This is a genomic window from Prolixibacter sp. NT017 (genome assembly GCF_009617875.1).
Classification (GTDB): domain Bacteria; phylum Bacteroidota; class Bacteroidia; order Bacteroidales; family Prolixibacteraceae; genus Prolixibacter.
In genome coordinates this window covers 588,118-601,609 of the sequence record NZ_BLAV01000001.1, presented here as the reverse complement: position 1 = coordinate 601,609, position 13,492 = coordinate 588,118, and the positions used below count along the sequence as shown (strand labels likewise).

General features: G+C 45.6%; 12 protein-coding genes. 8 read left to right on the top strand and 4 right to left on the bottom strand.

The genetic code is table 11. The features are described from left to right. The first annotated feature begins 10 nt into the window (after window positions 1–10). Genes GJU87_RS02345 through GJU87_RS02335 form a run of 3 tightly spaced genes read left to right on the top strand, consistent with a single transcriptional unit; the run spans window position 11 to window position 4,066 of the window. Window positions 11–1,366, top strand: coding sequence for a peptidylprolyl isomerase (locus tag GJU87_RS02345; RefSeq protein WP_153638033.1), 1,356 nt, complete (start codon window positions 11–13; stop codon window positions 1,364–1,366). 11 nt (window positions 1,367–1,377) lie between these two features. Next, window positions 1,378–2,343 carry a MoxR family ATPase gene (locus GJU87_RS02340; RefSeq protein WP_153638032.1) on the top strand — a complete coding sequence of 322 codons (966 nt, stop codon included), beginning with the start codon at window positions 1,378–1,380 and terminating at the stop codon, window positions 2,341–2,343. A 31-nt stretch (window positions 2,344–2,374) separates the two neighbouring features. Then, on the top strand, window positions 2,375–4,066 hold the full coding sequence (locus tag GJU87_RS02335; protein WP_153638031.1) for an OstA-like protein: 1,692 nt from the start codon (window positions 2,375–2,377) through the stop codon (window positions 4,064–4,066). A gap of 12 nt (window positions 4,067–4,078) precedes the next feature. Here GJU87_RS02335 and GJU87_RS02330 read toward each other — a convergent pair whose 3' ends face one another. From GJU87_RS02330 to GJU87_RS02315, 4 genes are all read right to left on the bottom strand, one after another. Further along, on the bottom strand, window positions 4,079–4,300 hold the full coding sequence (locus GJU87_RS02330) for a DUF2795 domain-containing protein (RefSeq protein WP_073170646.1): 222 nt from the start codon (window positions 4,298–4,300) through the stop codon (window positions 4,079–4,081). Window positions 4,301–4,387: 87 nt separating this feature from the next. Continuing rightward, on the bottom strand, window positions 4,388–4,933 hold the full coding sequence (locus GJU87_RS02325) for a cob(I)yrinic acid a,c-diamide adenosyltransferase (protein ID WP_153638030.1): 546 nt from the start codon (window positions 4,931–4,933) through the stop codon (window positions 4,388–4,390). A gap of 17 nt (window positions 4,934–4,950) precedes the next feature. Then, entirely contained in the window at window positions 4,951–5,649 is a 699-nt protein-coding gene (locus GJU87_RS02320; RefSeq protein WP_153638029.1) for an ABC transporter ATP-binding protein, read from the bottom strand. 63 nt (window positions 5,650–5,712) lie between these two features. Next, a complete protein-coding gene (locus GJU87_RS02315) occupies window positions 5,713–6,474 on the bottom strand; it encodes a hypothetical protein (protein ID WP_153638028.1) in 762 nt (253 codons plus the stop codon). A gap of 100 nt (window positions 6,475–6,574) precedes the next feature. Here GJU87_RS02315 and recG point away from each other — a divergent pair, with 100 nt between their 5' ends. The 5 genes from recG (at window position 6,575) to rsxC (ending at window position 13,489) form a co-directional block, all read left to right on the top strand. After that, window positions 6,575–8,683, top strand: a complete 2,109-nt coding sequence (gene recG, locus GJU87_RS02310) for an ATP-dependent DNA helicase RecG (protein WP_153638027.1) — start codon at window positions 6,575–6,577, stop codon at window positions 8,681–8,683. A 46-nt stretch (window positions 8,684–8,729) separates the two neighbouring features. Beyond that, window positions 8,730–10,580: a sensor histidine kinase gene (locus GJU87_RS02305; protein WP_153638026.1), complete on the top strand. Its 1,851-nt coding sequence runs from the start codon at window positions 8,730–8,732 to the stop codon at window positions 10,578–10,580. A 210-nt stretch (window positions 10,581–10,790) separates the two neighbouring features. Further along, entirely contained in the window at window positions 10,791–11,213 is a 423-nt protein-coding gene (locus tag GJU87_RS02300) for a SoxR reducing system RseC family protein (protein ID WP_153638025.1), read from the top strand. A gap of 12 nt (window positions 11,214–11,225) precedes the next feature. Next, a complete protein-coding gene (locus GJU87_RS02295) occupies window positions 11,226–12,113 on the top strand; it encodes a Fe-S cluster domain-containing protein (protein WP_153638024.1) in 888 nt (295 codons plus the stop codon). 38 nt (window positions 12,114–12,151) lie between these two features. Further along, the gene (gene rsxC, locus GJU87_RS02290; protein ID WP_194831419.1) at window positions 12,152–13,489 is read left to right on the top strand and encodes an electron transport complex subunit RsxC; all 1,338 of its coding nucleotides are present in this window, start codon (window positions 12,152–12,154) and stop codon (window positions 13,487–13,489) included. Window positions 13,490–13,492: the final 3 nt, after the last annotated feature.

Below are 13,492 nucleotides of genomic sequence, written 5' to 3'. Positions count from 1 at the left end.
TCATTACGATATGCTGAAACATACATTGAAAATTTTACTGCCAGTTCTGTTTTTATTCGCAGGTTCGGCTCAAACCTTTGCTCAGGACAAAGTCATCGACCAGATAGTTGCTGTTGTTGGAGGAAACATCATTCTGAAATCGGATATCGAAACACAGTATCTGCAGATGCAGGCACAGGGTGCCACCTCTACCGGAGACATGAAGTGTGAGATTCTGGAGAACTTGCTCGAACAAAAATTGCTGTTGGCAGAAGCACAACTCGATACAACCATTACGGTGACGGATAACCAGATCAACCAGGAGATGGACCGCCGGATGCAGTACTTCATCGAGCATATTGGTTCGGAAAAAGCCGTGGAAGAGTATTTCCATAAGCCCATCATTCAAATCAAGGCTGATATGGAAGACGCCATCCGGGAACAATTGATGACGCAACAGATGCACTCGAAAATTACCGAAAACGTGTCTGTAACGCCTTCCGAAGTTCGTCGTTTCTATAAAAACATGAAACCGGATGAAATTCCAATGGTGAAAGAACAGCTTCAGTATGCTGAAATTACCGTTCTCCCCAAAATCAGTGAGAAAGAAGACCTCCGGGTAAAAACTCAGCTTCGTGACCTGAAAAGAAGGGTGGAAAACGGAGAAAACTTTGCCACACTGGCTGTACTCTATTCCGAAGGACCTTCGGCACGTAACGGTGGTGAACTGGGCTACCTGGGACGTGGCCAGCTCGACCCGGCCTTTGCAGCCGTTGCTTTCAACCTGAAGCCGGGCAAAGTATCGAAAGTGGTGAAGAGTGAAATGGGTTACCACATCATTCAGCTCATCGACCGGAAAGGTGAAAAAGTGAATGTACGACACATTATTATTAAACCGAAGGTGAGTCCGAAAGAACTGGATCACGCCAAAGAGCATATCGACAGCATCGCCGACTACATTCGCCGCGACAGTATTTCGTGGGAGCGCGCTGCTTACCTCTATTCGTTCGACAAAGATACCCGGAACAATAGCGGGCTGGTAATTAATCCGAATACCGGTTCTTCCAAGTTCGAAGTAAGTCAGTTAGATCCAGCTGTTAGTAAGGTGATCACCAAGTTGAAAATCGGCGAAATTTCCGATCCCTTCCTCATGCAGGATCCCAAACGTCAGCGGCAGGTTTATACCATCGTTAAACTACTGGACAAAAGCAAACCGCACAAAGCGAACCTGGCAGAAGATTACCAGATGCTGAGTGATATGTGCCTGCAGAAGAAAAAGGAAAAGGTATATCAGAACTGGATTGCTGACCGGGTAGCCAAAACGTACGTTCGTATCGACGATTCGTATGTCAATTGTAACTTCAAGTTCAAGAACTGGGTTAAATAATCACCTGGAACATGATGTTTAAGAATGATACAGAAGCCGTCGATGCTTTACGCGTAAAGCACGATGAGCTTCTTAGCGAAATACAAAAAGTTATCTATGGTCAGGACGAGATTATCAAGGAAGTCCTGATTTCCATTTTCAGTAAAGGACATTGTCTGCTGATTGGTGTTCCCGGATTGGCTAAAACGCTCTTGGTGAATACCATTGCGCGGGTACTTGGCTTGCATTACAAACGCATCCAGTTTACACCCGACTTAATGCCATCCGATATTATCGGTACCGAAATTCTGGATAAAGACCGGGCATTCAAATTTGTAAAAGGCCCACTGTTCGCCAATATCATTCTGGCCGACGAAATTAACCGTACGCCGCCGAAAACGCAGGCAGCTCTGTTGGAAGCCATGCAGGAAAAATCGGTGACCTCAGCCGGAACAAGCTATAAGTTGGAAGAACCTTTCTTCGTGCTGGCCACACAGAATCCGATTGAGCAGGAAGGAACCTATCCCCTTCCCGAAGCACAGCTCGACAGGTTTATGTTCTCCATCTGGCTCGATTATCCGGCTCACGAAGATGAAATGACTATCGTGAAGAACACCACTTCCGATTTTAAAAATGAAGCAAAGAATGTTATTTCGGCTGAAGAGATTCTTCACTTCCAGGAATTGATTAAACGTGTGCCCATCAACGACAACGTGCTACGATATGCTGTAACGCTGGCCGCCAAAACCCGTCCGGGAACCGAGCATGCGCCGGCAATTACCAATGAATACCTGAAGTGGGGTGCTGGCCCGAGGGCATCACAATATCTTGTAACAGGAGCTAAAACCCACGCAGCGCTGCACGGCAAATATTCGCCGGATATCGAGGACGTAAAAGCGGTCGCAACAGCCATTCTACGCCACCGGATTATCAAAAACTACAGGGCGGAAGCCGAAGGAATTGGTGTGGATGACATCATCGCACAACTCATGAAATAACCACGTCTGCCACTAATTTGAAAAACCACGAATGAAGCTACCGGCAACATATAAAAATGCCTTCCTCTTTCTGTTAACAGTTATTGCCCTGTTTTCACTGCAATCCTATACTCCTCAGTCACAGCCTCAGAAAAAAAAGAGACGAATAGAACTGGATCATGCCGACAGCTTGATGTACAACGAAAAAATCGTCGCTGATGCACAACGTCTAATCGGACATGTGCGACTGCATCACCAGGGAATTGTTATGATGTGTGACAGTGCCTATTCATACAATAGTAAAAACATGGTAGATGCCTTTGGAAATGTTCACATCATCCAGGGCGACACACTCAACTTATACGGACAATACATCAATTACAACGGCGACACCAAAATGGCTAAAGTCCGCCGGGACGTGAAACTCGTAAACAAAACCATCACCCTGACCACCGACTCGCTCGATTTCAACATGAATACGAATATCGGGTATTATAACCACGGTGGAAAAATCGTCGACACAGCGAACGTTCTAACCAGCTGGGTTGGCCGCTATTATGCCGATCGTGATTTGTTTTTCTTCAAGGACTCGGTGAAGGTGACCAACAAAGATTTTGTGATGCACGCTGATACGCTGGAGTACCAAAGCGAAAAAGAACGTGTCATCATTGTCGGCCCCACAACCATTGAAGGAACCAAAGAAAAAGGAAAGCTCTTCTCCAGAAGTGGATGGTACGATACACAGACGAATATTTCGGAGTTGTACAAAGATTCGCGGCTCGAACGCAATGACCAGATTCTGGAAGGCGATACATTATACTACAACAAAACGACCGGCGACGGACGGGCTTTTCACAAGGTGAAGCTTACCGACCTGAAGAACCACACCGTCATCACTGGCAAGCGTGCCATTTACAACGAAATCAGCGACAAAGCGATGGTGACCGATTCGGCGTTATTCATGCAGTATTCAAAAAAAGATACGCTGTTTATGCATGCCGACACGCTGCGTTCGGTTCCTGATACATCAGTAACTAAAGATACATTACGAACTAAAAAAGACGACAAGAAGATATTCCTGGCTTACTTTGGTGTCCGTTTTTACCGTGCCGATCTGCAGGGCAAATGTGATTCGTTGGCCTACCGGATGAAAGATTCAACCATCGAGATGTATCATGATCCGGTATTGTGGTCGAAGAATAACCAGATGACAGCTGACGTAGTAAAAATGACCACGCATGAAAAATCACCGGATATCGTGAATATGGAGAACAATTCCTTCATCATCTCCGAAGAAGATTCGGCCAAATTCAACCAAATAAGTGGAAAAGACATGCTCGGCTATATCAGGGATAACAACCTGTACAAAGTGGAAGTCAACGGGAATGGTCGCTCAATTTATTTCGCAAAGGATAAAGACAAATATATCGGTCTGAACCGTGTTGAAAGCAGTAATATCAATATCTATCTGACCGACGGGCACATTAACAATATCACCTTTATCACCCGACCCGATGCCAAAATGCTTCCGCTAGACGACGTAAATACAAGTGAAACGATGCTGCAGGGATTTAACTGGCGACCGAAAGAGAGACCCAAAAACCGGTATGACATTTTCCCTAAAAAAGAGCAGGCCAAGGGAAAGAAAACACCAGGCAAGAAAGCTTTGGCGCCAAAAGAAAAAGCGCAGAAACAAAACAAGATTGAATCTGCGCCCAAATCTCTTTCAAGGACACGTGACTAAATAAAAACCTATTTAATATTCATCTTCATTGAAGAAGAAATCATCCTTACTTGGATAATCAGGCCATATATCTTCTATGGATTCATATACTTCGCCCTCATCCTCAATTTCCTGTAAATTCTCGATGACCTCTAAAGGTGCTCCTGATCGGATAGCATAGTCGATCAACTCATCCTTGCTCGCAGGCCAGGGAGCATCCTCTAATTTTGAAGCTAGTTCCAATGTCCAGTACATAATATTATTTAATTATATTATATTTTGCTTTTTCTGCGATTATAAGCATTTTTTTTTAAAACTTAATGCCTAATTTTCAATCTTTTTTTAGGCTTTCCAGGCAATTTCATCCGCCCCTGTATCATACGATACCTTCCGGGATAAGACAAACAGGTAATCTGACAAACGGTTCAAATATTTAATTATTTCGTGCGGTATGTCGACATTTTGCGACAATTTATAGACATTTCGTTCAGCTCTGCGGCAAACTGTGCGCGCCAGGTGACAGTACGAAACCGGATTATTTCCACCGGGAAGGATGAAATGAGTCAGCGCCGGAAGCTCAGCCAGAATCTTATCCATCTCTTTTTCCAACTGTTTAACATCATCGTCGCAACACGGAAGATGCTCCTTGTTATCGACGCGATCGGTATCGGTGGCTAACCGGGCCCCTATTACGAATAATTTATTCTGAATCTGAATAAGTTCCCCTTTATCGGATTGCATGATATCCTGCGAACGAATCAAACCAATCCATGAGTTCAGTTCATCAACCGTTCCATAAGCTTCGAGCCGTAAATCAGACTTGGGAACTCGCGAGCCACCAATCAGTCCGGTAGTTCCGTCATCTCCGGTGCGGGTATATACACTCATTTGAAAAAGATTTAGCGTTAATAAATCGGGTTACTGTTACGGTAATCGGCTTCAACCTCACCATCCTTGAGTTTGATAATGCGATGTGCGTGCCGGGCAATATCTTCTTCGTGGGTAACCAGAATAATGGTATTTCCCAGTTTATGAATTTCAGCAAAGAGTTTCATTATTTCCTCCGAAATCTTCGAATCGAGGTTACCGGTCGGCTCATCCGCCAGCAAAATAGACGGATGATTCACCAACGCGCGGGCTACAGCTACGCGTTGTCGCTGACCACCCGACAACTCATTCGGCTTGTGCTCCACGCGATCTTCCAGGCCCACCTGAATCAACTGCTCCATCGCCTGTTTTTCTCGTTTTTTCCGGCCAATACCGGCATAAACCAAAGGCAACATTACATTTTCGAGGGCAGAATAGCGGGGCAACAAATTGAAGGTTTGAAATACAAAACCAATCTCATCGTTGCGTATCTCCGCCAATCGATCGTCATCCAACGCCCCCACATCGATATCACTCAGATGATAAGAACCGGAAGTGGGTGTATCCAGACAGCCGATAATATTCATCAAGGTGGATTTTCCCGAGCCGGACGCTCCCATGATGGTCACATAATCGCCCTTGTCAATCGACAGTGATACTGAACGTAAAGCGTGAACCACCTGTGTCCCGACATAGTAGTTCTTAACGATGTTGTTGAGTTGAATGACTTTTTCCATTTAACAGAATATTTCAACTTTATACAAAGTTAACGGAATTGCAACGGTACATCCAATGCCTTGTTAATATCTTATCACAAAATTTTCTTTTTGCAAATCCGGAAGGCAGATAGCCAAACCCAAGGTAAAGAAATCGAGGGAGACACGCACAAATTGGTTCGTTGTCAGTTCACTCCAAATCTCCTCCATTTCCTGAGACTCATGAATGCCGTTAACCACGATTGCCTTGGGCTTTTCGCCCGGATTTCTGACAATATTCTGAATAACTTCGCGACAGCGAACGGAATCTTCCGGATAACTCAAAACAACGAAAGCGTCTTTCATATCCAAAGCATAAAAATCAGGCAAACCGTCGTGTATCTTCACATTTTCAACGCCGGCGGTATCGAGCAGATACTTTGTCACGGGCAGTAATTCCTTTTTCCCATCATAATGATTCACTGAAATCCGACTATCTGCTTTCGCCAGATACAAAGACGTCATTCCGGTAACCGGACCAATGCAAACGATATGTTTTGGCTGAAATTCGTTGATCAGCCGAAACAACATCTTTCCATACTTCGGCAACAGGTCAAACCTTCTGACCAGCAACTTCAGCTTTTCCGGGACATCCTCATGCGTCGACGTACTTCCGGAAACTTTCACATTCGACCGCATCAACGATGCCCATACGCCATCAATCGTCTCATAGGCGTAATAATTTCCATCGTTTTCAATCACGTTTGTCAGCAATCCGAAAAGATATGGAGAGTGAATTCCGTGTCCGCGACGGTGACGAGCATTGAGCCAATATGAAATTTGTCGTTTTAAGCGAAATAAGGACATAAACGGTTATTGAAAGGGTGCATTTCTTTCTCGCAAAAGTCAGGTTTTTCCTTCATTCCCGCGCACGAATCCAAGTATAATTTATTGTTATATTTGCTTCATGCCTGAATTTCTTGACCAAGATATCAAATTCCTGCCGGGAGTAGGTCCCAGGCGTGCCAGTTTGCTGAACAGCGAGCTGAAGATTTTTACTTTCCGGGATTTGCTTTATTACTTTCCTTTCAAATATGTCGACCGAACCCGATTTTACAGCATTCGGGAGATTGACACCAAGTTACCGTATATCCAGGTAAAGGGCCGGATTACCGGCAGCGAAGTAGTCGGAGAAGGACGTAGCCAGAGGCTCGTAGCCTATTTCACCGATGGCACCGGCGTGCTGGAACTGGTTTGGTTCAAAGGCATTAAATACGTCCGTTCGTCGCTGAAAACCACCAAACAATATGTCGTTTTTGGGAAGCCGACCGAATTCAACGGGCAATACAATATTGTTCATCCCGAACTGGAGGAAGTCGATAACCAACAAAGCAAGCAGGCACAAGGCTATATCCAGGCTTTTTACAACACGACGGACAAACTGAAGAAGAGTTTTCTGAACTCAAAAGTAATTTTGAAGCTTCAGCAGAATCTTTTTCCGCTGGCCAAAGGAAAACTCAGGGAAACTTTGCCAGCATGGCTGGTTGAAAAATATAATCTGATGTCGCTGCCTGAAGCCATCGGAAATATTCATTTTCCGCAAAATCCGAATGCCTTACGCAAAGCGGAATACCGACTAAAATTCGAAGAGCTGTTTTACATTCAGCTAAAAATACTCCATCTGAAAGCCGACCGGCAACAAAAATTCCGGGGACATCCTTTCACCATCATCGGTGATTACTTCAACGAATTTTTCCATAATCACCTCCCCTTCGAACTGACCGGAGCGCAAAAGCGGGTCATCAAAGAGATTCGGAAAGATGTGGGTTCCGGCAAACAGATGAACCGGCTATTACAGGGAGATGTGGGAAGCGGAAAAACCATGGTGGGTTTGATGACCATGCTGATGGCGCTCGATAACGGTTTTCAGTCGAGCATGATGGCACCCACTGAGATTCTGGCCAACCAACACTACGCCTCCATCAGGAAATTTCTGGGCAACATGTCGGTAAATGTTCGCTTGCTCACTGGTTCCACCAAAAAATCGGAACGAAAAGAGATTCATGAGCAACTCGAAAACGGCGAACTTCACATTCTGATTGGCACCCATGCACTGCTCGAAGAAAAAGTGAAGTTCAAAAACCTAGGGATGGTCATTATCGACGAACAACACCGGTTTGGTGTAGCCCAACGTGCCCGCTTGTGGCGGAAGAATTATGTTCCGCCTCACGTGTTGGTTATGACTGCAACACCGATTCCGCGGACGCTCGCCATGACCGTTTACGGCGATTTGGACGTTTCCGTCATTGACGAATTGCCTCCTGGAAGGAAACCCATCAAAACCATGCACTTCTTCGAGAACAACCGCAAGAAGGTGTATGATTTTATGCGAAAAGAGATTGAAATTGGACGCCAGATTTACATGGTATATCCGCTCATATCCGAATCGGAGAAGATGGATTTCAAAAACCTGGAAGAAGGATATAAACATATCAAAACCGCGTTTCCCGAGCCCAAATACCACGTGAGCATGGTGCACGGCAGAATGCGTCCGGCAGACAAAGATGCTGAGATGATGCGTTTCAAGAACGGGGAAACAAACATCATGGTGGCTACTACCGTTATTGAAGTGGGCGTAGACGTTCCTAACGCTTCGGTGATGGTGATCGAAAGTACCGAGCGCTTTGGACTGTCACAGCTTCACCAATTGCGCGGTCGTGTAGGACGCGGTGCAGAACAATCGTTTTGTATCCTGATGTCGAAATATAAACTGGGGGCCGAAAGCCGGAAACGCATCGAAACCATGGTGGCAACCAACGATGGATTCGAAATAGCCGAAGCCGACATGAAACTCCGCGGACCGGGCGATATTGAAGGAACGCAACAGTCGGGCATGGCCTTCGACATGAAAATTGCAAATATCGCCAAAGATGGTCAGATACTGCAGTATGCACGCGACATTGCGACTGATATTTTGGATGATGATCCTACATTAGCCAAACCGGAAAATAACCTGATGCGCAAACAATTGATAGCATTACGAAAAAACCACTTAAATTGGAGCTCGATAAGTTAATGAGATTCCATAACTTGAACTTTACCTGATTTGCTTTTTTCAACCGATGAATAAAACGCTAAAAAATAACAACCAACGAAGCATATTTTACCGGTATTTTTTCACCTATGCCTTACTTTTCGGCGGTTTTGCCGCGCTATTCTTCCTACCCTACTTACGCATTCGCATTGACGAATTCATCGGTAACATCCAGCTACAGGAGAAAAATAAAATTGCCGTTCAATATCGTAGTTTACTTGATGACATTGCCTTCGTGGTAACCGATATCATGTTTCTCTCACACGAAGAGCACATGAACGAGTATGTCAACCAGCCCAATCCTCAGGATAAAAAAGCACTCGTTCGTGAGTTCAGTAACCTGATGATGCAAAAATCGTTTTACGATCAGATTCGGTTCATCGACCAAAATGGCATGGAACGTCTCCGGGTAAAAATGGACAAAGAAGGAAAACCTTATCAAGTGCAGGAAGATGGGATGCAAAACAAAGCCGACCAGGAATTTTTTCAGCATACCATTCGACTCAAACCTTACGAAGTATACCTTTCGCCACTTGACATGAACGTGGAGAACGGCAAAATCGAGCTTCCGCTAAAACCCATCATCCGGATTGCAACGCCTATTCCTGACAAAGACGGTATGGTGAAAGGTATTCTTGTTCTCAATCTGAATGCAGGTTATGCATTGCGCAAATATATTGAAGGCGACGGAAGCCGGCAGGGTAATTCTCTTCTGGTCAACCGTTCGGGCTATTACCTGCTTCACCCTGACCCCACCAAAACCTGGTCGTTCATCGATGAAGGAAATTCACGCAAGACTTTCCGGGACGATTTTCCAGAGGCTCACAAGAAAATATGGGCCGATAAAAACGGGCAATTCCGAAACAATGAAGGACTTTTCACTTTCCAGACTTTACATCCGCTAACGCGAATCAAGGAAGTTTACCGGGCATTGAACCTTCCGCTCGACAGCCTCCCGATATTTGGCGAATCACAGGATTATCTCTTCAAAGTAATTTCGCATGTACCTGAATCAAGAATAAAAGAAGGAGAAAGAAGAATTTACGGACGATTGGGAGCGCTCTTTTTAGCAGTGTTCGTTCTATTGCTTTTCCTGGCACGATCAGTTGCTAAAACCCTGACTCACCGCAGACTTTATGAGATAAAACTGAAACTATCGGAAGAGGAATTGCGCAAAGCCAATGCGACCAAAGATAAATTTATTAGCCTGCTGGCACACGACTTAAAGAATCCACTTTCGTCCATCATGGGTTTTGCCGAAGTTTTGCAAAGCAAAGATGAAGCTTTCTCGGAAGAACAACGCCGGAGTTTCGCCAAAGTCATTCGTCATTCGTCGCGCAGCATGGTCGATTTGATTGACGATGTACTCGACTGGTGGCATGCACAAAGCGGAACTCTCGCCGTTCAGGCTGAGGAGTTCGACGTAAAAGAACTGGTTGAAGCCGTCCTGATTCTGCCAGCCGGTCAGGCCGAAAAGAAAGATATAACACTGGTAACCAAATTTGAAGAGGGCATGTATGCTTATGCCGATCCGAAAATGATTGCCACGGTCATCCGGAACCTAGTATCCAATGCCATCAAATTTTCGCATCGCGGAGGAGAGGTCATCATCAGTGGTAAGAAAGAGCATCACCGGATAACAATTAGTATTCAAGACTTTGGGATAGGAATATCAGAATCCAACCAGAAGAAATTATTCCAGGTGGGGCATAAATTTTATACTAAAGGAACCGAAAATGAATCGGGTACCGGGATTGGATTGATCCTGTGTAAAGAATTCCTGGAAAAAAACAATAGCGCCATCGAAGTAGAGAGCGCCGAAAACAAAGGAACCATCTTCCGGTTCCGCCTTCCGGCATCAGAAGATAGCAATACTTAGCAAGCTTGCTTTTTTCAAATTTTTCCTAAAACCTGACTATCAACACAATTCATTCTCTCCTTATTTCGAATTATCTATATATCGAATTGTATATATTTTATTTAAAACAATGCTAAATTACCAATAGGTGTTTAAAGATATATACTCAATAATCTGATAGATAAAAAAGCTCGTTACATTTGCGGGAAAATTTTCTACCGTTTAGGAAAAATGGAAAACAAGGGAAATATCTTCCATCGGGGAGTTGTAAAGTTTGTGGATGACCATCGGATAGTAGTTGGAATCGTTTCCCAGTCAGCATGTGTGTCATGTTCGGTTAATGGTTCGTGCAACATGTCCGATGTCAAGGAAAAGGAAGTGGAGATTGAGAGCTGGAAAGGCACCTATACAAGGGGAGAATTTGTCGAAGTTATTGCCAGCGAATCACAGGGGTTCCGGGCACTTTTTGTAGCATATATCCTGCCCCTTATTATACTTTTGATCACACTCATCGTTTTGCTTCAGACTACCGGCAATGAATCGCTGGCAGCAGCAGCTTCTTTGGGTGTTTTGGTGCCGTACTACGGTGTTTTATATCTTCTGCAAGAAAAAATCAAACAAAAACTGAATTTTAGTATTCGAAAACTGAACTAAACCTCAGATAAAATGAGCATTACACTGATTTATACTGTCGTTGTTCTCAGCGCCATCGGGATCATTGCTGCGATCATCCTGTATTACGTATCACAAAAATTCATGGTTCACGAAGATCCGCGTATCGACCAGATCGAGGAAGCGCTTCCAAGCGCCAATTGTGGTGGTTGTGGATATGCCGGTTGTCGTGCTTTCGCCGAAGCTTGTGTGGAAGAAAACGAGTTGAGCAGCTTGTTTTGCCCGGTTGGTGGAAACGAATGCATGAACGAAGTTGCCAATATTCTCGGCTTGGAAGCAGTACAGAAAGCTCCCAAGGTAGCTGTACTTCGTTGTAACGGAACATGCGACCATCGTCCGAAGACCAACCAATTCGACGGAGCCAAATCCTGTTCAGCCGCTTCTTCACTTTACAGTGGCGAAACCGCATGTGCTTTTGGCTGCCTGGGTTACGGCGATTGTGTGGATGTCTGCGATTTCGATGCATTGCACATGAATCCTGAAACCGGTCTGCCGGAAGTAGACGACGAAAAATGTACCGCATGTGGTGCCTGCGTCGATGCCTGTCCGAAAGACTTGTTCGAGTTGCGTAAGAAGATGCCGAAAGACCGCAAGATTTACGTGGCCTGCCGCAATGAGGATAAAGGTGCCGCCGCCAAAAAAGCCTGCGACGTTGCCTGTATCGGTTGTAGCAAATGTTTCAAAGAGTGTCCGTTCGATGCCATTACCATGGAAAACAACCTGGCCTTCATCGATTCGGATAAGTGTAAGCTTTGCCGCAAGTGTGTGACCGTTTGTCCTACCGGCTCCATCATCGAAGAGAATTTCCCGCCGAGGAAAATCAAACCCGAGAAGGTAGCCGAGCCGACATCAGCTGGTCCCGATTCAACAGATAAAGCCTAAGAACTAAACGAATAATTAACGATAAACTGGAGGTCAACGTGTTAAAGACATTCAAAATGGGAGGTGTTCACCCGGCCGAGAATAAATTGTCAGCCGGTAAAGCCATTGAAAAGCTTCCCCTCCCGAAAACCGTCAGTATTCCCGTTGCTCAACATATCGGTGCTCCCGCCACCGTAGTGGTTAAACGCGGCGACGAAGTCAAAGTCGGTACGGTAATCGCGCAAAGTTCGGGATTTGTATCCACCAATATCCATTCATCCGTTTCCGGGAAAGTGAAGAAGATTGATGATGTGATGGATTCGTCCGGATACAAGAAAAAAGCAGTCATCATCGATGTTGAAGGTGATGAATGGGAAGAAGGTATCGATACTTCCGAGAACCTGATTAGAGAAACACATCTGGACGCCAAGGAGATTAATGCAAAAGTTCTGGCAGCCGGAATCGTCGGTTTGGGTGGAGCCACCTTCCCAACACACGTGAAACTGAGCCCGCCTCCGGGAATGACTGCCGAGGTACTGCTCATCAATGGTGTGGAGTGTGAACCTTACCTCACCTCCGACCATCGCCTGATGCTGGAAAAAGGCGCTGAAATTATTGTCGGCACCAAGCTCCTGATGAAATCGCTGGGCGTGAATAAAGCGGTAATTGGTATCGAAAACAATAAACCCGACGCGATTACCCGCATGCAGGAGCTCACTGTCAACGAATCGGGAATCTCAGTTCAACCGCTGAAAGTGAAATATCCGCAGGGTGGTGAAAAGCAGTTAATCAAAGCTGTTACCGGTAAGGAAGTTCCCTCAGGGGCACTGCCGATTGCTGTTGGTGCGGTGGTAAATAACGTAGGTACAGCTTTCGCCGTTTACGAAGCGGTGATGAAAAATAAACCGCTGGTCGAGCGAGTGGTTACCGTAACCGGAAAATCGGTCAAAGAACCGTCGAACCTGATGGTGCGCATCGGTACGCCGGTTACCGACCTGGTAGAAGCCGCTGGCGGCATGCCCGAAGATACAGGCAAAGTGATTAGCGGTGGCCCAATGATGGGACGCGCCGTTACGACCCTGGAAGTTCCGGTAACCAAAGGAACGTCAGGCATTCTCCTCATCCGCGACGAAGAAGCTAAGCGAAACGAGGTGGAACCTTGTATCCGGTGTGGTAAATGTGTGAATGTTTGCCCCATGGGACTCGAGCCTTACCTGTTGATGACCATGTCGGAGAAGAAACTGTGGGAACGCAGCGAAGACCGTCATGTGATGGATTGCATCGAGTGCGGCTCCTGTTCGTTCACCTGTCCGTCCAACCGCCCGTTACTGGATTACATCCGGTTGGGAAAAGGAACGGTGGGCAAACTCATCCGGGCACGGAAATCACAGAACTAATCG